Here is a 21,300-nt window from a genome sequence, read left to right as displayed (position 1 = left end):
GGAAATGACTCAGAGGCGGCAGCGAGAGAGCGTCGTCGGAATCACTGGTACGAAGCGCTCGTGTGCCGCTCACGAACAGGCCCAGTCACACGTGAACACGAATAGCCGGGCGGTGAGCGTGCGATGAGCCGGTCCCTGATGAAGGGGTTCGTGTCCATATTCAGTGCGAAAGTCGCCACCTCGGTGCTCTCCATCGCGACGCTTCCACTCATCGTTCGGGTGCTTGGGCCAAGTGGCTACGGTGACTTCGCGTTCTTGCTGTCGGTGTTCTCGCTGCTGATGATCTTCATCAGTTCTGGCGTGACCGGCGGCGTCCAGAAGTTCGTCGCCGAAGATCGAGACGACGCCGACTGGGAAGCCAGCGTTATCTGGTTCTATTTCAAACTCGCGGCCGTACTTGCGGCAGTCGGGTCGCTTGCCCTCGTCGCTGTGACAGGGTCCGGATTCATCGACCAACTGTTCGGGCCCGACTACGTCATCTACTTCTACCTCCTCGCAGTGTTCGTCATCGCGGCGCAGTTCCGCGCCTTCACCAATCGGACGCTGTTGGGACTCAGCCTCGAACAGTTCTCTGAACCGATTGCCGTGCTGAACAAGGTTCTCTGGATCGGAATCGGACTCGCACTCGGCGTGTATTTCAGCGGTGGTGTGGCCGGGTTCCTCCTCGGGAATATCATCGGCGACGTGGTCGCTGCAGTCCTCGGATTGGTGATTATCAACCGGTACGTGCCGTTACGGACGGTCGTCGGAACCGTCACGACGAAACTCTCCGAACGCCAACTGCTCACGTTCAACGTCCTCAACATCGCGCTCGTCTTGCTGGTGATGTCGTTGTACCACATCGACGTCATCATGATTCGGATGTTCCTCGGGAACGACGAGACGGGATACTACAAAGCGGCACTGGCGCTCGCCGAGTACATGTGGTTCGTCCCAATCGTCCTCCAATCACTGCTCCTCCACTCGACGTCGAGTCTGTGGTCTAGCGGTGAACACGAACGAGTCTCGCGAATCTCTGCCAGAATCACCCGGTACACTGCGTTGCTCACCATCGTAATGGCAATCGGAATAGCCATCCTCGCAGACCGATTCGTCCCGTACTACTTCGGTCCCGACTTCTTACCCGTGGTCGCACCACTCATCTTCCTCCTCCCGGGCGCACTCGGATTCGCAATCGCACGCCCCATCTACGCGATTAGTCAAGGCCACGGCAACCTGAAACCACTCATCATCGCCACTGGCGGTGCTGCACTGCTGAACCTCGTCTTGAACTTCCTCCTCATCCCCCGATACGGCATCATCGGGGCCGCGGTCGCGACGAGTATCGGGTACGGGTCGATGTTCGTCCTCCACGTGCTGAGCGCCAGATACATCGGCTACGACCCACTCGACGATTTCCGCGCGCTTCGAATCGGTGCGACTGTGCTCGTCTCGGCACCGATTATCTACCTCATGGATATGCTGATTTCGAGCGACGTGCTCGCGCTCGTCGTCGTTCCCATCCTCGGAGGTGCCGTCTACTTCGTCGCTGCGATTGGGACCGGTGCCCTGAGCGTCGACGAACTCCTCGCAATTCTCGATTCGTTCCCATCACCAATCCGAAAGTGGTCGAAGACTATCGAGACGTGGATAGACGGGTGACCGACCGAAGTGACCGTCTGGTCTGCACTCGCCGCCGGTCGGTAACAGTCGAGAGCGCGTTCGAAGCTGGGCACTAGTGCGTGCGAGACGACCAGTTTACACAGGAAATCGATGTATAACAATACCATACAGAGTGCTATCTTCGTTCGATTGTCCGCTGACCGTGGCCCCACAGCAAACTGCACAGTGGTGAACGGGTACACGCCCAGCACTTCTTCGGGTCGACCCCGCAGAGAGCCTGTTGGGCGATGGTGGAGATCGTAGGTACCAATGTTCATTCCACTCGAGCCCGAATTCAGACTCAGATGGCTCGGAAAGCCCGACCCGCAACATCCACCGTGGTTACACGATAGCGACTGGATTCCGAGTGGTCACACACAGTTGTACGCGTACGCGCGAACGGGACTTCACGCGATTCTCGACGCACTCGGTGCCAGCAGCGGAACGGCGCTCCTGCCAGCGTATCTCCCTGAAAGTGCAGTGTGGCCGTTCCGAGAACACGACTACGATATCGTGTACTATCCGATATCTGAAGATCTCACGTACCCAGAGAACAAAATCGAGACACTCATCGACGAAGTCACACCGGACGTCGTCCTCTTCGTTCACTACCTCGGGTTCGCTGACCCTGCGTTCGAGCGCGTTGCAACCGCTGCCAGCGCGAGTGGTGCCACCGTCATCGAAGACTGTGCGCGAGGCCTGTTCAGCAGAGACGCAACGGGGAAGCTACTCGGGTCAACCGGGGACGCGGCTGTATTCTGTGCGCACAAAACGCTTCCCGCTCCGTTTGGAGGCATCGCAGTCACACGAAACCTCGCCCTACCGACTCCGACCGAACCAGTCTCGGAAAAGAAAGAAGTCCTCCGTCTCGTGACGACGAAGGGCATCAACCAACTCAACCTCCGAAATACACTCCGGCGGCTGAATGGAAGAGCAGTCCCACGACCGTTCTACGAAGACCTCGCAGCTGTCCTCCCCATGCCGGACTCCGCCTGGCCCCCCGTCGCACCGGGCATGCTCTCACGAATCGGGCTGACCGAAGCCTCTCCCCCACGCATTCGGTCCCAACGACGAGCACGCTACAACAGGGTCCGAACCCACCTCCTCGATATCGACGGGATACACGTGCTAACACCGTGGGCCCACGAAGGGGCGAACCCGTACGGGGTCGCAATTCGGATTCCACAGGGGCCCGAGACTCGAAACGACGTTTACCACGCGATTCGACGGGCGGGGCTCCCTGCAGAACGCTACATCTGGGGGCTCGATGACGATTGGACCTACATCGAGGATTTCCCCGAAGCGACGCGCCTTCGAGAGACGATTATCATCATCCCAACCCATCAGCAAGTCCCGTGGCAGTCGCTCCCAAGGTTTGCAGAAATAATAACACAGACACTCGAAGCGACTTCCGGTGACCCAACGACGGGTCGGAAGAGCTCCTTCTCAGCGTCTGTCGGGCACGAACGAATACTCGCACCCATTTTCGGTGATGGTTACCGGCCCGAGAGAGCCTTCAGGTGTACTGAGTACGTCTTATCTCGGGTGACCGATATCCGAGGACGGTTCTGACGAACCGTAGTGGTTGTTGTTGTATTCGACGTTTCGCCAGTCGTCCGTGTGGACCTGGATAATCGACTCGTGCGTCCAGCCACTCGGACTGTCGCGCGGTTCGACTGGGTTGTAGAACCAGTTGTCGCGGATGTCCGCGACGTCGTCTGGCACACCCCGAATCGCCACGGCGGGGACTCGGTTTCCATCGAAGGCGTTCTCAGTGACTTCGACCGTGTTGTTGTAGATCTTCATCGTCGTACCACCTGGCCGGTGCTGGTCGAACACGTGTGAGATGGCCCCTTCCTTCACGAGGTTGTACCGGATGGTGTAGCCACCGCCGTTCCCTTGGACACTGTGGCGGTTGTGGTCGAAGAGGTTGTACTCGATGATGGGGTTGTCGGAGCCCTCAGTCGCCACACCGTACCCGTGGCCCTGCCGTGGGTTGTGGTGGAGGTGACAGTGGTGGATGTGCGTGTCGTCGTTCGTACGAACCACAGCGTAACCCCAGCCATAGCCGTTGATGTTGTCGATTTCGATGTTGCGGCCGCGGGCGTCGATACCGAGTTCGGTGTCGTCCGCTTCGACCCAATCCCAGCGCGGGCCACCGATCTGAAGGCCGGTGATGCGGACGTCGTCTTGGACTTCGAGCATCGCCCACGGGTTCCGGTTGGTGTAGATGAGGCCACCCTCTGCACCATTGATACCGCGGTCAGACGCGAGCGTGATGCCGCTCGGGACCGACAGTTCTCGGCCACCAACGTCGATTTCGGCACCGCCCTCGACGTACACGACGTCGCCGCTCGATGCGTTGTCGAGAGCAGAGACTAACTCGCTAGTGGAGGACACGAGGTAGTCTGCCTCAGATGGCGAGACGGTGTTGGGGTAGCCATCGCCGCCACCGATTGCGGGGCCGGTCGGGGTGGCGTCGTCCGTCGGCTCAGCCGGTGCAGAGCTGAACTCGGACGGGTCGACCTCTTGCCCGTCGATGAGCAGCTTGAACGGGCCGGTAGCTGGGCTGAACTCGGTGATTTCGCCCTTGAACTTGAAGGAGTCACCGTAGCCGTTGCCCGTGTAGCCCTGTACAGACCACGTACCATCGGAGTTCTGCGAGACGCTGTCGTTCTTCTCCTCGGCGGAGTTCTTCGTGTCGTTGAAGATTTTCGTCGCCTCACCGGTCGTGGTAAACTCGTAGGTGAGTTCGGAGGGGTTCTCGGTCGAGACGACTTCGATCGTGTGTTCGACGATGTCCTTGGGGTTGTCTCCGTACTTGACGAGCGCAGGGCCGTCGAAGCGGAAACCAGTAATCTCGCCGGAGAACTCGTAGGCGTCGATTCCGTCAGTGACAGTTCCTTCGACACGACCACCAGAGACGCTGTCGGACGAAGAGTCAGTGCTGTCCGCAGAGACTTTCTGAATCTCGTCGGAGACTTCGAATACGTACTCCGTCGGTTCAGACGTGTTCGTGCCGTCGACGACGAGAGCGTATGGGTACTGTTTCGCACTCGCACTGCCCGCACCGAGCGCGAGGGCCGCGAGGGTTGCCCCACCAAGTTTCAGGTAGGTCCGTCGACCCAGGAGGGAGTCGTCGTCAGCATTCTGTTTGCCACTACTTTCGGGTACCATATGTCCGGTTAAGATGAGCATTAGGACATAAACCTTGTCCTTAAATCATCGATAAGATTCGAATATTGTCACAAAAACCTGAATAAACTGGACATTATTCAAATATTGATTTCTCGATTTTATGTGTGTCGAATAACCCCATTAACGGAGTATTATTGGCTTTAGAAGCCCTGAAGCGCCAGAATTCGTTGTGGTAATTTGATGATACTGCGCTCACAGGAATTCGGCAGATGCCCAAATTAATGTGTGTTAACAGTCTGCATAGTATGAACACGGGGAGACCGGAGAAGCGGACCAGATGCGGGTCGAAATTCGGCGGAGCGTCAGTCGCTATCTGAGAACGTTAAGACGGTTATTATCCCGAGAAACCGGAAAAACATTCATTTAATCTACTATTTTCTGCGAACGGTGTGCGCGCTTCGAGACGAAGGAGGTGGTACGACATCGCCCCTGTCCGAACACTGAGAGGGAATGTTCAAGAACTGAGAACAGACAGCGCTCGAAGAAGGTACGAGCCGACCACAGCAAACACTGGCGGGCTACCAACGAAGTACACAACACGCCCTGTCCGGTTCGAACTACGTCGTGCTACTGCTGGAGAACAAATTCTTCGGAGCAGCCGTAAGCAACCAAGCGCGAAAAAGCTGAGGTCGTGAGTCAGAAACGAGGAGCTAGAGGATGTTCTTGTAGAGGTCCACGGCAGTCTTCATGCCACGAGAGCCAGAGCGAACGCTGAAGAAGAGCTCCAAGTCGGGGTTGTACTTCGTCTTGTAGCGGTTGAGTCGCGAGTCGCCTGCACCGACGAGGTCGTAGTGAGTGACGCCTCTCGACTTTCCATCTTGGATGATGTGCCAGTCCAAGAGTTCGGTCACGGAGAACCCAACGTCGACGTCCGGGCGAACACCACCTTGCCACCGGAACATCCTGTCTCGGTACTCGTAGACGAGCATTCCAGAGACGAACGTCCCTTCGTAGCGAACGACGTAAGGGCGAATCTGCCCGTCTGGGAGTGACTCGTACAGGTCGACGGCGAAGTCTATCGGCATGTTGAACGCCTCGCCCTGTTCTTCGAATCGATCTTTGACCTGCTGGAGGATTCGCCCGACGTCGTCGACCGTCCCCTCTTCGATGGTGAGACCCTCCGTGTCCGAGTTGCGGATACTCTTTCGAGCATCGCTGGTAAACGTCATCAGGAGGTCGTCTGCGTCGGGTGTGATGTCGAGGACGTAGGTGTACTCGGGCACGACATCTCCACCGTCCCATTTGAACGGTCGAACGTCGGCCAGGGCCGCTTCCGTCCGAATCTGTACGTAGTTCCGTTGGAGGTTCTCACGAATCCACGAGTTACAGCCCTCGATGAAGCCGTTGGCCGTGCTCTCCAGTTTTCGTTGGCGAAGGCCGTCTACGTTGAGCATCGCTGGCCCGAGTCGTGGGACCCACAGCGGTGGCGGGGGAGAGAACACGCCAGAGAACGGTCCCTTATCCTTCTTGAAGAGCGGGAATATCCCCACCACCTGGTTCCCTTTTTTGCCGACGAGAGGGTGGAGCGTCGTGTTCGAGTGGCGTTCTTGAATGTGAAGCGCTTCGGCTTGGTGGAACAGATTCGCCATCGGCGACTGTTCGACGTAGCTATCCCACGCTTCGAAATCATCCCAATCTGCTTCGGTGATTTCGATGCTCATGGTTCTCAGTATGCCGATTTTCGGTACGTGGACCTCGCGAACTTGTACAGTTGCCAGAGCCCTGGCGACTCTCCCTTGTCCCACTGAAGCGTCGGGATTGGTCGTCCACCGTACTTCTCTTTCGCCTTGAAGATACCGTCAGTGTACGTCGACCCAGTGCTCCCGAAGTCGTAGTATCGGTAGCCGTTGTCCATCCCCCACTTGATGGCGTACTCGTGGAGGAGTTCTGCTGGGTAGTAGTCGAGTTTGGAAACGTCGGGAATCGCCGAGAAGTAGTAGATTATCGTCTCTTGCTCGTCGTCGAGGAAGTGGACGTATCGGCCGATCTCTTCGTCACCGACCTCTGCGACGAATATCTTCATCCGGTCAGGGAGTCCTGCCGCGACGGCCTCGAAGAACGAAAGCGGGTACGTGTGCCCGCGGACGCGCTCCATGTTTTTCAGATATGCCGCGTGTGTGGTCGCCAGTTCGTCGGCAGTCAAGTCGGCCTCACGGACCGAGACGTCGGCCTCGTGTGCGTCGCGGAGGGATTTGCGCCGCTCTTTGTCCATCCGCCGTTGGATTTCGTCCCAGTCGTCGGTGAGGTTCAGTTCGAACCGACAGTCGGTCAGTTTGGGCTCGTACCCCAGTTTCGAGAGATACTTCCCGTATCGCATGTACTCGGGGTCTTTCGCCTTGATGGTGTGAAAGAGGATGTTCCGCCCGTTCACCTGCGAGAGTGCGCGGAACATCAAGTCGAGTGACTCTGTCTCGTCTGTGGTGACGACTGGACCACCGTATCCCGGTGTCGCAGAGATCAACCGCTTGAGGGGTTGTTCTTCGAAGAAGCGTGAAGACGACGCTGCCTCGCTCAGGAAGTTCGGAACGAAACTGAGATTTTCGACCATCGCTGCACCGGTTGGGAGGTCGATGTCGGTCACGAAGTTCGGGAAGACGGCGATTGGGTTGTCGCCTTTCGTCACGGCGACGTGCCGTGGTGTGTACGGGAGCGTCTTCTCGATGGCGTCCAACCACTCGTAGCGGTGGAACACACTTCCTTGTGCAGACTGTGTCACCACGTTGTTCCACTGACCTTCGTTTACTGCTTCGATGCTATCGTATACGTGTACGCGTAGTTCACTCATTGGCGGGGTTACTCTAGGTATCCAAGGTTCGCGAGGCGGTCTTCCACCTCGGTGTCGTTCGTTTTGACTCGTTCCACAGGTTCGAACGTGGGGTAGCTCGTCGGAGCGACACCGGAGACGACCGGGAGCGGTTCTCCGTCCATCTGTTCGTCGTGCGGAAGTCCGTACGTCGCGAGAATCGTCGGTGTGATGTCGTACAGGTGGGCACCCTCGAGAGAAGCGCTCGAATCGATTGCCTCACCGTGTGCAGCAACGACACCCCACCGCTTGTGGTTCCACGACTCGGTCGGTTCGCCGAACTGCTCACCGTACAGTTGGGCACTCAGGTAGTGGTCGTAGTTCGAGGGGACGAGGACGATATCGACCGCGTTGTGCGCTTCTGGGCCGTGGAAGTACTTCTCCCGAGGAGCGACGTCCTCGAACAGAACCTCGCCATCCGGCGTTCGAACGTCTTTCAGCGCGTCGATTAGCTCTCGACGCACGTCCTCGTACTCGTCTTTCGAGACCGTCCCAGACGGCTCTCGTCCTTCGAGATTGATTCTGATTCCGAGTTCGATTAGGTCGCGCATGTACGCACGCGAAGAAGGGAAGTCCACCTGTGTGGTTCCAGCACGCTTGACGTCCGTCGGAACGAACCGAGCGACGTACTTGGCGAGGCCAAGCGTCCGCAGTACGCTCGTGATTCGCTGCGTGGTCAGTCCGTATCGAGCGGCGACTGCCATCGCAGCGTTCAGCGTCCCTGCCGAACGGTCTTCTTCTGCTTCGAACTGACCTTTCTCGAGGCCTCGTTTTTGAATCGAGACCCACGAGGGCATGCCGGACCCACCGTGGCGGACCGACACGTAGCCTTCGTCTCGAAGGAACTCGTTGACGCGGAACTCGTATTTGTCGTACCGGCCCATTCCGTGGTCACTGACCACGAAGACGTTTTGCGGCGACGTGGAGTCGAGTATCAAGCCGATTTGGGTGTCGACTTCTTCGTAGACAGTGCGGACGAGGTCGAGGTCGTCCGGTCGTTCGTGGAAGACGGTGTCCGTCTGTTGGAACTCGACGAATCCGAAATCCGGGGAAAATCGGTCTGCGAGGTACCGGAACGCTTCACCCCGCATTCGAACGAGCTCGGTGTATGCTTCGTCGCCACGGCGCTCTGGCTTGTGTGGGTAGATTCGGTACGTTCCAATTTCCTCTCGAACGTCGTCGAGGAGACCCGCAGGGTGACACGGTGGGTCTTCTGGCCCGACGTATCCGGGGATGAGCGCACCGTCGAACGACCGCGGTGGCGCAGTCACGGGAACGTTGACCACGACGCTACGCAGGCCATGATAATCGAGGAGTTCCCACAGCGTCCATTGGCGAACGTCCGTGGCGTTCACCACGTCGGCGTCGTAGCCATCAAAAGAGAGAAATCCGAAAACTCCGTGTTTTCCAGGATTCATTCCCGTATACAACGATGGCCACGCACTGGCCGTCCATGGAGGAACCTGTGACTCCAACGGAGCATACACACCGTCTTCGAAGAGCGTCTGCAGGTTCGGGAGTGCATCCGCTTCGAACAGGGGTTCGAGCACCTCGAGACAGGCCGCATCGAGACCGATGAGAAGGGTTGTGAGCGAAGATTGCTTCCGGTCCTCCATATGAATAGAGACAGCACTGAAACGTGCTTTGTTATACTGAACCTATGAGTCGTAACAATCCCGTACCTGCTGGGTACTATCCGCGAATCGAGGGAAGAACAGGGCATACAAACCGGATGTCATGGTAGTGCGTCGAACCAGCTTCTTCACTCTCCTACTGCAGGAGAAGTCAGAACTGACTGGTCCTCTGTCCGGCCAGTTGGTGCAGATTAACAATATCCGAACCAACGGTATAGGATAACAGAACCAATGACATTGCTCGGTATTCTTTGTCTGTCATATGTTCGATACCTCCTCCACTCATGACCACGACACAAGAACTCGATTCAAACGACCAACTCGGCCGGGGTGACGACGTCCCATCCGAAGAACCGGACCTCTCGGTCGTCGTCGTCACGTACAACGAAGCCGAACGAATCGAAGGATGTCTCGAGTCCGTGTTCGAGTCGTGCCGGAAAGTTGGTCCGTTCGAGGTCATCCTCGTCGACTCGAATTCGACCGACAGAACGGTCGCTATCGCCGAGCAGTTCCCCATCACGTTGTTGAAACTGACCGACGACGAGTACACGACTCCGTCTGCAGGCAGATACGTCGGAACGAAGTACGCGAGAGGTGACACCATCCTGTACGTCGACGGCGACATGCACCTCGAACGGGGGTGGGTATCGGAAGCGTACACCTTCCTCAAAGACAACCAGGAGGTCGTCGGCGTCGACGGGCAACTCAACGAACGTGGTCGAGCCCGAACGCCACAGCGCGTCGATGCCATACGAGGTGTTGCCCTCTACGACAAGGCCGCAGTGACCAAAGTCGGTGGCTTCGACCCGTTCCAGAAGTCACTCGAAGATATCGACCTCGGGTTTAGGCTCACACTCGACGGTGGTGTCCTCTACCGCTTACCGAGTGTCGCTGCGATGCATCCGATCGCGAAAGGCGCGAGTGAGATTAGACGTCGGTGGCGGAGCGGATACATCGAAGGTGTCGGACAGACCCTCCGGAAATCAGCACCCCAGCCGCGACTCTTGGCCATGCATCTCCTTCGGATTCGGTACAAGATACTCATCGGTAGCTGGTTCACGTTTGGACTGCTGAGTGTGGCGTTTTCGCCGCTCGTTACCGCAGGGTGGGCGCTCACGACCATGCTGTTCTTTGCGTTCTTGGCCACACAGCGAGGGTCAGCAGAAGCGTTCCGGCTAACGTTCGGGTACGCGCTCTTGTGCCTCGGGTTCCTCTACGGGGTCCGAATCCCACCACAACCGCCCGAAGAGTTCCCACTTTCGAGAGTCGAAGTGGTGAAACGAGTGTCGGTGCTCCAGTAAGGTCGAGCGTCGAAAACAACGGCTGTCAAAGGGTGGTCGTCAAGTTCTATCGGGGTGTCCGTATCGTCCAGACTTACGCGGGTCTCGGAGACTGACGGGCGCGCGTCTTCGCTGCAACGTCACCCATCGTCTCGACAGTGAGACCGGTCTGCTCCCGAACCGCAGCGAGGTAGGCGAGGATAGTTCGAATGCGCTCGACGCTGTACTCCGTGTCGAGATTGTTCGGGTGTAACCACATGTGGAACACGCCGTCACCCTTCACAGCCTGGTCGATGCCACGTTTCGCCTGCCGGACGATTGGGTCGCCGGCGAGGTGATTCGCAATTTCGAGTGCGATGCCCTCGAAACTGAAGAGATACAACGACGCAGGGATGTCGACCAGTCCGTATCTATCGACAGTTGGGGAGACGAGTAACGACCCACCACTGGTGTAGACACCGCCAACGAGCGTCTGGACGCCCTTGGGCAGAATGCTCTCTCGAAAGACGGGCGACGGACCTCGATAGTTCGTAAACCCATGCGTTGCGAGGACGTCTCGGTGGCCGACATCGTTTCGCGGGTAGACGAACGACGTCAGTTCGATACCGTAGTCTCGCGCGACTTCGATACACGCGGCGATTTCTGCGTCGGCAAACGCGCGGTCGATGTTTCCGAACTGTGGGTGCGAGTAGGAGTGACAGCCAATCTCGTGACCAACACGAGATGTATGCACAGCGTCGATGAGGTCACGTCCAAACCGGAGGTCGGGGCGAGACCGCCAGAGACCCGTCTCTTTCGCGAACCAGCCGTCGGGTGCAGGGTGTGTGCTATGGTGTCCGTCGCAGTCGTCCAAGAAGAGGTGACCAACCACTGCCCAGGTCGCAGGGATGTCGAACTCCTCGAAGAGGTCGACGAGCGTCTGCCAGCCCGACCGTGCACTTTCGACACGTGCTGGAGGGTCGTCGAAATCGAGGTAGCCCCAGCCAAGTTCGGCGTCCAGCGAGATGACGACAGAGCCCATTGCTGAAGGTGTCGCCGAGTGAAGGGTTTGTTATTCAGTGGATACCGCCGTGAGTCGGTCGTCACAGCGGGGCAAATGCACGGTGGACAAGACCCAGTTCGAGTGTTCGTCGTCCCTGAGTTCACGAGGAGTACTGACGGTACACGACCCATAACAAAACCCGGATAGAGACTCTCTAGTGGTAGATGAAGCGCGGAAGCACAGACTGGGACGACCGCTCACAGTCGCACTCTACTGAAGGAACATGAGAGTTCTATTCGACATCAACCACCCGGCACAAGTACATCTGTTCAAGAACGCGATTCGAGAACTGAAAAAACGAGGTCACACCGTCGAAGTGACATCGAGAGAAAAGGAGATGACGACCGAACTGCTCGACGAGTACGGCATCGACCACACCCCACTGTCGTCGGAGAGTAATCGGTTCGGCGTCGCCTCACTCATCGGAGAGTGGGGGATACGCGAGCTGCGGATGCTCGCGTTCGCTCGTCGGTTCGACCCCGACGTCATCGTGAGCCGTCTGAATCCATCGGTCGTCCACGTATCGACGCTTCTCGGCTGTCGAAATCTCATCTACCAAGATACGAAGCTCAAACCAGAGCTGCTGGAGAAGGTGTATCACGCGGTCACGTGCCCGTTCGTGGATAAAATCTGTATTCCCCCGGAGTTCTCCATTCCTGTTCCCGAAGAGAGACAGGTGGCAGTCGGGTTTCAGGAGTTGTCGTACCTCCACCCGAACTGGTTTACACCGAATCCAGAGTCACTCCGCGAGTATGGTGTCACACCAGAGCGCCCGTACTTTGTGCTCCGGTTTGCGGGGTGGCAAGCGTTCCATGACGTCGGGAACAATGGCCTGTCGGTAGAAACGAAACGGAAACTCGTCTCGTATCTCTCTGAACACGGCGACGTGTACATCACCAGTGAAGCCCCGCTTCCCCCAGAGTTCGAGCAGTACAAGCTAACCGTCCCACCGCACATGATTCACGACCTGTTGTACTACGCCTCGCTCTACGTGGGAGACTCGGAGACGATGCCCACGGAAGCGGCGTTGCTCGGGACGCCGGCGATACGGGTGAACTCGATGGTCGGAAAGGGCGACATCAGCAACTTCCGCACACTCGAACAGTACGGCCTGTTGTTCTCGTTCGCAGACGAGGACCTCGTCTTCGAGAAAGTCGAAGAACTCGTCGCCGAGTCACAGCCGACCGATTGGGAAGAAAAACGGGACACCTTACTGGCCGAGCAGACGGACGTGACGGCGTCGATGCTGGCGTTGGTGGACGAACAGGCGTCGATTCGCCGGTCCCAACAACGGCCCATCCTCTCTCGAATCTACGACAAAATACTCGCGAGGCTCTGATGGTGCTCACGAAGACGGCCAGTTGCCGGAGAAACAGCGAGTTGGCATCCTATACGCACATTATCGCCACTAGTCGGAGATTAACAATAGCCCCAGAGCACCGTTCACCTACTAAAGCTCCGTTACAGTCGCGGAAGAATGAACGTGCCCTCTCTACAGGGTCCGCCGTCGCGTGGGCGCTGTGGGCTAACGACTGTCGTCACGAGCGAACACGTTTGCCCACGTCAGTTGGCACAACACTATGATCCACACCTTACAACTGGTAACCACACGACGGCCATTCTTCGAGCAGCAGGTTGCTGCACTCGAGCAGCACGATGTTCACTGTGACGTTGTTACCGTTCCGAAGCCACCCTCGGGAGTCCGGTCTCTCCGTGATTATATGCGCTTCTACGGTCGAGTGCTCCGCGAAGCTCTCGACGGTCCGTACGACATCGTCCACGCGAACTACGGCCTCACCGCCCCGGCAGCGATCGCCCAGCCGACCCGCCCGATCGTCCTCTCGCTGTGGGGGTCTGACGTCTGGGGGAAGTACGGGTACGTCAGCGACTGGTGTAGCCGGGAGTTCGACGCAGTCATCGTGATGTCCGAGCAGATGGCTGACGAACTGGAGACGGAGTCCGTCGTCATCCCACACGGTGTCGACATGGACCTGTTCGAACCACTCCCGCAAGACGAGGCACAGGCAGAATTGGGGTGGGACGACCAGCAGCAACACATCCTGTTCCCCTACTCGACGACGCGAGAGGTAAAGGACTTCCCGCGTGCGACACGCATCGTCGAGGCCGCACAAGAACGTCTGGGGCGTCCACTGACGCTCCAGACAGTGTCGGGTGAACCTCACGAACGAATTCCGGTGTACATGAGCGCGGCAGACGCGATGATACTCACGTCACGGTGGGAAGGGTCACCAAACGCCGTCAAAGAGGCGCTGGCCTGCAATCTGCCAGTGGTGAGTACCGACGTCGGCGACGTTCGAGAGTACCTACACGAACGGTCGGGGTCTTTCGTCGGTCGCTCGGACGAGGAACTCGTCACGGCACTTTGTGAGGTGCTGGAGCGACGTGAGCGACCAAACAGTCGAGACGCGATGGCGCAGTATAGCCTCGACCAGATGGCGAAAGACATCGTCTCAGTGTATCGACAAGTTCTCAAATCGAAACAAGAGGTGACTGCTTCATGAGAGTGTTAAATGCAACCAATTTCAGGAAGAACAGTATCGACGTCAACGCAGCAATCGTTGGGCTCGTGCTCGCGATTATTCTCCTTCCGCTGAGAACCCTCTCTTCGGAGCCGTTCATCACCGCGATTCCCGTCGCACTTGGATTGGCGTGTCTCTCGTACCTCGTCATCAGGAGACGGTACGAGTCTGCAACCGAGCGCTCTGCTGCGTCGACAACCGAGCTCCCGACTGTATCCGTTACCATCTCGAAGCTGTCGACGGCCGCGTTCGTCTTCGGGCTCGGTGGCCTCGTCCTCATCGCACAGCAGTCAAACGCTCGCACGGTTCCATTCTTACTCCTCGCTGCAGCCCTCGCCGGGGTGATTCTCCTCCAACTGTTCTTCGTCAGAGACGACGCGTTCAGTCCGGGGACAGTTCTCGCCCAGATTATCGCACTCTCGGTCGTCGTCCGGTTCGCATCACTCTATACGACACCCGGATTCGTCGGCGTCGACACGTGGACTCACATCACGTTGTACGCCCAGCCAGTATTCGAGTCGCAGTCGCTCAGCCCACTCGCGTCGGTGAAGTACTACGCCGCGCCCTTGTACCACATCATCGTCGTCACGACCGCCCAGTGGTTCGGCGTCCCACTCCGTGAGGCACTCTTCTTGTCGATGGGGGTCGTCATGGCGCTGTTCGCCATCACGATTTTCGGCACGGCCCGGTTCTTCGTCGATGCACGATGGGCAGTGGCAGCGGTTGCACTGTACGCAGTCGCCGACCACGTCGTCCGGTGGGGTATCAACCTCATCCCGACGAGCCTCGGACTGGTGTTCTTCGTCGTCATCATGTACTACACGGTTCGACTGCTGTCGGTCCCCGCACACCTCCGTGACTACGGGATGATTCTGTTGTTCAGCGTCGCTGTGATTTTCACCCACCAGGTGTCGGCGTTCATTACGCTCGTCCTCCTGGGGGCAGGGATGGTCGTCCAACTGCTCTTCAAGTTTGGGCTCGACCAGACGCTGTTCGGCGAATCAGCACACAAGGACGAGGAGAAAGGGAACCCGTTGAGCCTCACCGCCGTGGCCGTCGTCTATGCGGGAGTTCTCGTGCTCAACTGGAGCGTGACACCGTTCGCCGGAACGAGTTTCCTCGAGTTCATGCCGCGACTCCTCGAGTTTACGGTCGGGCAGTCGGCCGAGTTCTTGAACCTCATCGAGTCGGCGTCGCCGCCCGCAGTGGCGGAAGCGAGCGGGTCGGGACAACTGGCAGTGTTCGTCTCGTACTTCGACGGGATGGGTTACTTCATCCTGTTTTTCCTGACCATCATCGGCTCTCTCGTCGTGCTCGACCTGAGAGACCGACGAGACGCAGGGCTCGTGCTCGTGGCCGTGACGGCAATTATGATGGTCTTCACGTTCGCGCTGCCACTGTTCGGGATTCGAACGTTTATTCCGAGTCGCTGGTACGCGTTCATGTACGCTCCGATGGTCATCGTCGGGAGCCTGGGACTGTCATATCTCGCACACCGCGTGACGGGGGCCCGAATCGTGGTTGCACTCCTCATATTCGCACTCGTCTTCCCGGGGACGATGTTGATGGCCCAGAGTGCGACAGAAGACAACCCAGTCTTCCCCGACCACAACATCCGGTACGCGTACTCCGAGTCCGAACTCGCAGCAGTGTACGCCACCGCAGAGATCGACCCTGCGTCAGGCAGAGCAATCTTCACCGACCACCCATACCAGACTGTGTTCCCACGGTCAGGGAGTTACGAAGCAGGGACGATTCGGTTCAGTGAGAGCGGAGCGATCGAGACGACAGGCGTGCTCGTCTACAGGTCGGCGCAGTCAGACGGAGCGACGTCGTTCGAAACGGGGTCCGAAGCCTTAGGGACGTACGACGTGCCAGAGTCAGTCATCTGCCCACAGGAAGGAGACAAGATGTACGACAACGGTGACGCCCACATCTGTCGAGTGCCAGAGCCAGAGACGACCGACGCTTAGGGTGGACGTACCTGTTTTCGTGTCGACCCACCGTCAGTGTCGAACTGTCCCGTGAAGACCGATGAGGACACGTACGTAAACGTGTGAAATCGGTACCGTAACTCCGGTCGTTAGTGGCGTGTTACTAGTTTCACGACGGGTACCCGCTGAATAACAATGTCCTCTGCTAGGGTATTGAGGAATAACGCCGTGATTGGAAATTCGCCCGGTACAACCAGAGAGACACCAGCCGACCTGCTGGTGGTGATGCTACTTACTGTCGTAGCCACGGCCATGATACTACTCCCAAGTACGAGTGGAACGATTCCACGCATTCTGTTCGGACTTCCACTGCTCATCTTCCTCCCCGGCTATGCGTTGGTCTCTGTGGCATACACGAAGTCGAACAGCGAGACGAGTGTTCTCGCCGGCGGACGTTCGTCGGGCGACGCGAGTCCAGGGCGCAGTATCGATGGATACACTCGAATCGGCCTCTCCATCGCATCGAGTCTCGCCATCGTGGCGATGGTCGCTTATCTGCTGAACTTCACCCAGTTCGGTATTCGACCGGTCCCGACACTCGTCGCGGTGAGCGGGTTGACGATCGTACTGACGGTGGTTGCGGTTTGGCGACGGCGGTCGGTGTCGCCTGCAGAGCGGTTCAGTGTGAACGTACCAGCGGTGAGAATTCGAGGCCCCACCGGCGGTCAGACGCTCTTGAACGTCGTCATCGTCTTGGGTCTCGTTTTCGCACTGTCAGCGACGGGGTACGCGTTGAGCGCATCGTCAGACCAGGCGGGACAAGAGTCGTTCACCGAGTTCTCTCTGCTCTCAGAGAACGAAACCGGGGAGTACGTCGCCAATGGTTACCCGTCCGAACTCACCAGCGGCGAAGCGACCGAGTTCGCTGTCGGAATAACAAATCACGAACAGGTGGACCATGACTACACCGTCGTCGTTCTTCTCCAGCGTACGGATGAGTCCGGTGAGATACTCGAACGTGAGGAGGTTACTCGGTTCCAAGCGAGCGTCGGTGAAGGCCAAACCGAAATCGTACCACACACAGTTACACCAACGAGCGTCACTGGAGAAGACGTCGAACTCGTCTATCTCCTGTATCTCGACGACCCACCGGCGTCACCGACTCCGGAGAATTCCTACCGCGACCTCCGACTCCACGTATTCGTCTCGGAGAACGTTCGGTGAATGAATCTACCCTAATACATGTACAAAGGAAATACAATTAGCGTCGTAATCCCGGCGTATAACGAATCAGATTTCATCGGCGAAGTACTGGAGCGGATCCCAACGTACGTCGACCGCGTGTACGTCGTCGACGACGGCTCGACGGATAGGACCTGGGAAGAGATACAATCACACGCGGCGCTTTCCCACGCCTCGACCAATGGAAAAGCAACTGGAGAAGTCCACTTCGACCAGCGTATCGTTCCGATACGGCACACCGTGAACCGAGGCGTCGGCGGTGCCATCAAAACGGGGTATCTTCACGCACGCGAAGACCAGATAGACATCACCGCAGTAATGGGCGGAGATGGACAGATGGACCCAGACCATTTGCCCGACCTTCTCGACCCAATCGTCGAAGGACGTGCGGACTACGCGAAAGCCAACCGTCTCACCAAACGCGAGAACCGAAGCTCCATGCCGACGTTCAGATTCGTCGGCAACGTCATCCTCTCTGGCCTCACGAAAATCGCAAGTGGATACTGGAGAATCAGCGACCCACAAAACGGGTATACTGCAATTTCACTCGAAGCGCTCGAACAAGCACCCATCGAGGAAATGTACGAATTCTACGGCTACTGTAACGATTTGCTGGCAAAACTCAACAGCAGAGGACTCCGAGTGGTCGACGTCCCCATCGTCGGGGTGTACGGTGACGAGAAGAGCCACATTCGGTATCAAACCTACATTCCACGCGTCTCTGCGATGCTGCTTCGGACGTTCATCTGGCGCCTCCGAGAGTCGTATCTTCGGGGGCGGCTCCACCCGGTACCCCTCTTGTATCTCACCGGTGTAGTCGGGATACTCTTTGGAGTCTTGCGAGTCGGTCGTAAGGTGGCCGGGGCGGACGTGGACAAAGAACTAGTAGCGCGAACGACCTCGTCGTTGCTCGGCGGTGGGCTCTCGCTCGCCATCGCGATGATGTGGGAAGCACACCTCAACCGCAACCTCGGTATCTCCAAAGGAGATCAACACCGAGAAAACGTCTCTCGCGACGACGACTGATTTTCTCGCGGGACACGCACACTGTTCGTCCGAGGCACAGTTCGGCCGAAGCACTGTTCGATAGAGGCGACGAGTCCACACCGAGACACCACGTGACTGCAGTTCGACAGCCGAGCGGTCGAATTGTGGCATAGAAGCTAGGTCAGTTATCCACCGTCTTCTCAGCCGAACGTAGTATCACAACAAGTTGGGGCGGAAATAACAATGAATATGTAAGAATACATTATATTCAGTATGCTTCGGACAGCGGGAACGATTTATCGCGAGTGGGGTCTCAGATACCTCCTCGCGATCGGTGCCGAACATTTCATCATTCGTGCTCTCGCTGACGCGCGGTCGCCGTCGTACTGGCGGCGAACGGAGACGTTCCACGATCGCATCTTGGACACCGACATCGGCCACTACGACTATCCGAGAGATCCATTCGAACTCAGATACGTCGACCCAGCAGAGATACGTCGGTTTAGTGGACGTGGGAGTACACTCTGGGAAAACGCGATGTACGAGATTGGGGAGGTCCGAGACGGAGAGTGGGATATCGAACCGTACGAGGGTCCACTCGACGACCCAGAGCTCGGAATCACGTTCGCAGACACACTAGAAGAGACGGTACTCTATCGCTCGTTAGAGCAGCACTTCGACGATGGGACACCGTGGGAAGACACCGAATTCGTACAGCGTATGTGCGAGATTATCCACGGCTCAAACGCACTCGCCTGGCACGGTTCGTCGACGTGCGACGACGTCACGCAGCGATGTGCGTACCTCGACTCGCTGTACAATCGTATCAAGACGGAAGGGTTCCGCTCACAGCGAGAGCTCCAGCAGCGTGGTGAGGAACCCCCGAGAGACTATTTAGACACGCTTCGCAGTGAGATTCTCGTCGACGTCGGCCGCGACGGAGAGTTTCTGCTCGTCGATGGTCGTCACCGACTATCCATCGCAAAGATACTCGGCGTCGACGCTGTTCCCGTGGTCGTCGTCGTCCGCCACAAGCACTGGGTCGACAAGATCAACAGCGACCCCACGTCGATGGCGGCTCACCAAGAGCTACTCGTTCGGTGAACTAGTTGCGGCGCTGAACTGAGGAGACGAGAGAAGTGAAAAGAAGACCGGATCAGAGGAAGAGCAGAACAGAGAGGAACAGAGTAGGGAAGACCAAAGAAGCGCAAAGAGTCCTCAGATTACCGGTCTGGGCTCGGTGTATTTACGGTAATTCGACAGTGAGATTCGCCGTCGAGAGCGACGAGTTGATCGTCTCTACTGCTTCACCCGTCACTTTGATGACCGAGTCGGTGAGTTTACAGTCGCTCGAGTTCTCGAACTTGAACCCGTTTCGGCCCCGTCCCGTCTGGGTCACGTCACAGCCTTTGAACTGAGTGCCGTTCCGGCCGTTGATGAAGACCGTGTGCCCGAACGATGCAGACCCGGTGATTCGAACATTTTCGAACGTCGAGCCTAGGAGGTCGACGTTGGAGCCTGGGTCGAGCGCGTGGATCGCGTACGTATCGTCCCGGTCGACCCGAATCGTGGTGTTCCGTATCGTCGCACGCCCAGTGTCCGAATGGAGGACGAGAGCTCCGAATCCTGCACCTGCGTCTTTTCCGATGTAGATGAGGCAGTTTTCGACGAGTTGGCCAGACTGCCCACGGAGTCGGAGCCCTCTCGCGTTGAGTAACCCCGGTGGACTCGGCGGAACTTTGTTGACGATAATCGTCACGTCTCGCACAGTCGAACCCGTCGACCCGATGCGGACGTTGGCGATGTTGTTGTTCTTGTACAGCCCACCTTCGACGTGTACGACACCGTCAGACCCATCACTAACTCGCCCTGGGGAAGACGCATACAACCCGTTGTTCGGGAAGTTCTCGATGATACAGTTTCGGAACGTAATCGAGCCTGCGTGGTCCCGTCCGACGTACATCCCGACGGCGTTGCCACCGTCGTGGCCCCCGTCCCGGGCGACGAGATTCTCGATGAGTGCAGTCGACTCTTTGTCGCGGACTTCGAATCTAAACGCAGCAGGGTTGTTCGGAAGTGTCTCGTCGGGCATCATGCCACGGACACGGACATTTCGGACAGTGAAATTCCCGTCGGCGATGATGTGAATCGACCCCCCGTATCCGGCTTCACGGTAATCGAAGTCGATGCCTTCGAGGAGGAAGTCACGGACTCGTTCTAGCCGAATGAACATGTTGTCCTCGATTTCGGCGGCGGGCCTAGCTGGAACGAACGTCGGGTTCGCTTTGGCTTCTGCAACGAATCCGACCTTGGTCGCGTCTTCTAGTTCGTACTGGTCAATTTTGTACCGGCCATCGGGAAACACGATGGCCGTGTTGTCCGCGACGACACGCTGGAGGACGTCGTTTATCGGTTCTTGGCCTGACGGATCTGCACCGGCCTCGACGATGTCGACGACGTTCTTGAAGAGGTTCAAACTCGATGGTTCCCAATCTGGAGGCGAAAAGTCCTCAGTCACCGTGGTCTCTTCCTCGGGAGGCCCTTCGAAGAAGGGCAACCGATTCAGACACCCAGCCAACCCAGTAGCGAGACCAATCGCACCGCCATACTTGAGATATTCACGTCGTTGCATCGTGCACTAGAAAGCTCGTGAGCCGCTGTTTTTGCGTGTGGCGCCTCACTAGATCAATCAGTACGATAGTAGAACGCCTGAGCGGTTCGTTATGATTGATATATCTATGATAACCGGGCGATAAGCTCACAAATAACCGCCAAGTAGTGTCCCAGTTAGAGAGCGACCTGACCCGATGGGCACAGAGTCCAGTACAGAAACTCTCTGATGGTATCGAATCGATAGGGAAAACGGAGATTTTCAGCACCACACGTCATCCGTACCGCTCAGTGACGGTGTTCTGGCCGTCTCACGTCGCCTTATCGGTCCCCACACGGTGAGTACTCTCGTGGGGCACCGTTCGAATCGTCAGCGCGAATCGAGATCT

At 57.6% G+C, this 21,300-nt stretch carries 15 protein-coding genes; 9 read left to right on the top strand and 6 right to left on the bottom strand.

Annotation, left to right across the window (positions count from 1 at the left end; genetic code table 11):
• Positions 1-123 precede the first annotated feature (123 nt).
• Together GJR98_RS16485 and GJR98_RS16480 are read left to right on the top strand one after the other, a co-directional pair.
• A complete protein-coding gene (locus GJR98_RS16485) occupies positions 124-1,641 on the top strand; it encodes an oligosaccharide flippase family protein (RefSeq protein WP_151139835.1) in 1,518 nt (505 codons plus the stop codon).
• A 270-nt stretch (positions 1,642-1,911) separates the two neighbouring features.
• Positions 1,912-3,213, top strand: coding sequence for a DegT/DnrJ/EryC1/StrS family aminotransferase (locus GJR98_RS16480; protein WP_151139834.1), 1,302 nt, complete (start codon positions 1,912-1,914; stop codon positions 3,211-3,213).
• On the opposite strand, the gene GJR98_RS16475 is transcribed toward GJR98_RS16480, so the two are convergent.
• The 4 genes from GJR98_RS16475 to GJR98_RS16460 all read right to left on the bottom strand — a co-directional run bounded on the left by GJR98_RS16475 (position 3,178) and on the right by GJR98_RS16460 (position 9,258).
• Complete coding sequence (locus tag GJR98_RS16475; RefSeq protein ID WP_151139833.1) at positions 3,178-4,818, bottom strand: right-handed parallel beta-helix repeat-containing protein; 1,641 nt, start codon at positions 4,816-4,818, stop codon at positions 3,178-3,180. The genes GJR98_RS16480 and GJR98_RS16475 overlap by 36 nt on opposite strands.
• 671 nt (positions 4,819-5,489) lie before the next feature.
• Positions 5,490-6,500: a lipid II:glycine glycyltransferase FemX gene (locus GJR98_RS16470; protein WP_151139832.1), complete on the bottom strand. Its 1,011-nt coding sequence runs from the start codon at positions 6,498-6,500 to the stop codon at positions 5,490-5,492.
• 5 nt (positions 6,501-6,505) lie between these two features.
• On the bottom strand, positions 6,506-7,624 hold the full coding sequence (locus GJR98_RS16465) for a GNAT family N-acetyltransferase (protein WP_151139831.1): 1,119 nt from the start codon (positions 7,622-7,624) through the stop codon (positions 6,506-6,508).
• Between the two features lie 8 nt (positions 7,625-7,632).
• Positions 7,633-9,258, bottom strand: coding sequence for an alkaline phosphatase family protein (locus tag GJR98_RS16460; RefSeq protein ID WP_151139830.1), 1,626 nt, complete (start codon positions 9,256-9,258; stop codon positions 7,633-7,635).
• A gap of 302 nt (positions 9,259-9,560) precedes the next feature.
• Here GJR98_RS16460 and GJR98_RS16455 point away from each other — a divergent pair, with 302 nt between their 5' ends.
• Positions 9,561-10,577, top strand: coding sequence for a glycosyltransferase (locus tag GJR98_RS16455; protein WP_151139829.1), 1,017 nt, complete (start codon positions 9,561-9,563; stop codon positions 10,575-10,577).
• A 73-nt stretch (positions 10,578-10,650) separates the two neighbouring features.
• Here the strand turns inward: GJR98_RS16455 and GJR98_RS16450 are convergent, their stop codons facing one another.
• Positions 10,651-11,577 carry a polysaccharide deacetylase family protein gene (locus GJR98_RS16450; protein WP_151139828.1) on the bottom strand — a complete coding sequence of 309 codons (927 nt, stop codon included), beginning with the start codon at positions 11,575-11,577 and terminating at the stop codon, positions 10,651-10,653.
• Positions 11,578-11,821: 244 nt separating this feature from the next.
• Here GJR98_RS16450 and GJR98_RS16445 point away from each other — a divergent pair, with 244 nt between their 5' ends.
• The 6 genes from GJR98_RS16445 to GJR98_RS16420 all read left to right on the top strand — a co-directional run bounded on the left by GJR98_RS16445 (position 11,822) and on the right by GJR98_RS16420 (position 19,405).
• A complete protein-coding gene (locus GJR98_RS16445) occupies positions 11,822-12,937 on the top strand; it encodes a hypothetical protein (RefSeq protein ID WP_191965516.1) in 1,116 nt (371 codons plus the stop codon).
• Between the two features lie 241 nt (positions 12,938-13,178).
• On the top strand, positions 13,179-14,120 hold the full coding sequence (locus GJR98_RS16440) for a glycosyltransferase family 4 protein (protein ID WP_151139827.1): 942 nt from the start codon (positions 13,179-13,181) through the stop codon (positions 14,118-14,120).
• Entirely contained in the window at positions 14,117-16,111 is a 1,995-nt protein-coding gene (locus tag GJR98_RS16435) for a hypothetical protein (RefSeq protein ID WP_151139826.1), read from the top strand. The genes GJR98_RS16440 and GJR98_RS16435 overlap by 4 nt, the downstream gene beginning before the upstream one ends.
• Before the next feature lie 156 nt (positions 16,112-16,267).
• Positions 16,268-17,296, top strand: coding sequence for a DUF1616 domain-containing protein (locus GJR98_RS16430; protein WP_151139825.1), 1,029 nt, complete (start codon positions 16,268-16,270; stop codon positions 17,294-17,296).
• An 18-nt stretch (positions 17,297-17,314) separates the two neighbouring features.
• Positions 17,315-18,340 (top strand): glycosyltransferase family 2 protein, encoded by a 1,026-nt coding sequence (locus GJR98_RS16425; RefSeq protein WP_151139824.1) that lies wholly within the window; start codon positions 17,315-17,317, stop codon positions 18,338-18,340.
• Positions 18,341-18,574: 234 nt separating this feature from the next.
• Positions 18,575-19,405: a ParB N-terminal domain-containing protein gene (locus tag GJR98_RS16420; protein ID WP_151139823.1), complete on the top strand. Its 831-nt coding sequence runs from the start codon at positions 18,575-18,577 to the stop codon at positions 19,403-19,405.
• Positions 19,406-19,547: 142 nt separating this feature from the next.
• Here GJR98_RS16420 and GJR98_RS16415 read toward each other — a convergent pair whose 3' ends face one another.
• Positions 19,548-20,933: a right-handed parallel beta-helix repeat-containing protein gene (locus GJR98_RS16415; RefSeq protein ID WP_151139822.1), complete on the bottom strand. Its 1,386-nt coding sequence runs from the start codon at positions 20,931-20,933 to the stop codon at positions 19,548-19,550.
• Positions 20,934-21,300: the final 367 nt, after the last annotated feature.

Origin of the sequence: Haloferax marinisediminis, assembly GCF_009674585.1 — an archaeon.
Lineage (GTDB): Archaea > Halobacteriota > Halobacteria > Halobacteriales > Haloferacaceae > Haloferax > Haloferax marinisediminis.
This window is presented reverse-complemented; position numbering and strand designations above follow the sequence as displayed.

Excerpts from the sequence above, each read along its gene's own strand:
- GJR98_RS16440 (WP_151139827.1), top strand. The coding sequence starts at position 13,179 with ATGATCCACACCTTACAACTGGTAACCACACGACGGCCATTCTTCGAG.
- GJR98_RS16435 (WP_151139826.1), top strand. The coding sequence starts at position 14,117 with ATGAGAGTGTTAAATGCAACCAATTTCAGGAAGAACAGTATCGACGTC.
- GJR98_RS16460 (WP_151139830.1), bottom strand. The coding sequence starts at position 9,258 with ATGGAGGACCGGAAGCAATCTTCGCTCACAACCCTTCTCATCGGTCTC.
- GJR98_RS16415 (WP_151139822.1), bottom strand. The coding sequence starts at position 20,933 with ATGCAACGACGTGAATATCTCAAGTATGGCGGTGCGATTGGTCTCGCT.
- GJR98_RS16445 (WP_191965516.1), top strand. The coding sequence starts at position 11,822 with ATGAGAGTTCTATTCGACATCAACCACCCGGCACAAGTACATCTGTTC.
- GJR98_RS16420 (WP_151139823.1), top strand. The coding sequence starts at position 18,575 with ATGCTTCGGACAGCGGGAACGATTTATCGCGAGTGGGGTCTCAGATAC.
- GJR98_RS16480 (WP_151139834.1), top strand. The coding sequence starts at position 1,912 with ATGTTCATTCCACTCGAGCCCGAATTCAGACTCAGATGGCTCGGAAAG.
- GJR98_RS16430 (WP_151139825.1), top strand. The coding sequence starts at position 16,268 with ATGTCCTCTGCTAGGGTATTGAGGAATAACGCCGTGATTGGAAATTCG.
- GJR98_RS16450 (WP_151139828.1), bottom strand. The coding sequence starts at position 11,577 with ATGGGCTCTGTCGTCATCTCGCTGGACGCCGAACTTGGCTGGGGCTAC.
- GJR98_RS16485 (WP_151139835.1), top strand. The coding sequence starts at position 124 with ATGAGCCGGTCCCTGATGAAGGGGTTCGTGTCCATATTCAGTGCGAAA.
- GJR98_RS16475 (WP_151139833.1), bottom strand. The coding sequence starts at position 4,818 with ATGGTACCCGAAAGTAGTGGCAAACAGAATGCTGACGACGACTCCCTC.
- GJR98_RS16465 (WP_151139831.1), bottom strand. The coding sequence starts at position 7,624 with ATGAGTGAACTACGCGTACACGTATACGATAGCATCGAAGCAGTAAAC.
- GJR98_RS16425 (WP_151139824.1), top strand. The coding sequence starts at position 17,315 with ATGTACAAAGGAAATACAATTAGCGTCGTAATCCCGGCGTATAACGAA.
- GJR98_RS16470 (WP_151139832.1), bottom strand. The coding sequence starts at position 6,500 with ATGAGCATCGAAATCACCGAAGCAGATTGGGATGATTTCGAAGCGTGG.
- GJR98_RS16455 (WP_151139829.1), top strand. The coding sequence starts at position 9,561 with ATGACCACGACACAAGAACTCGATTCAAACGACCAACTCGGCCGGGGT.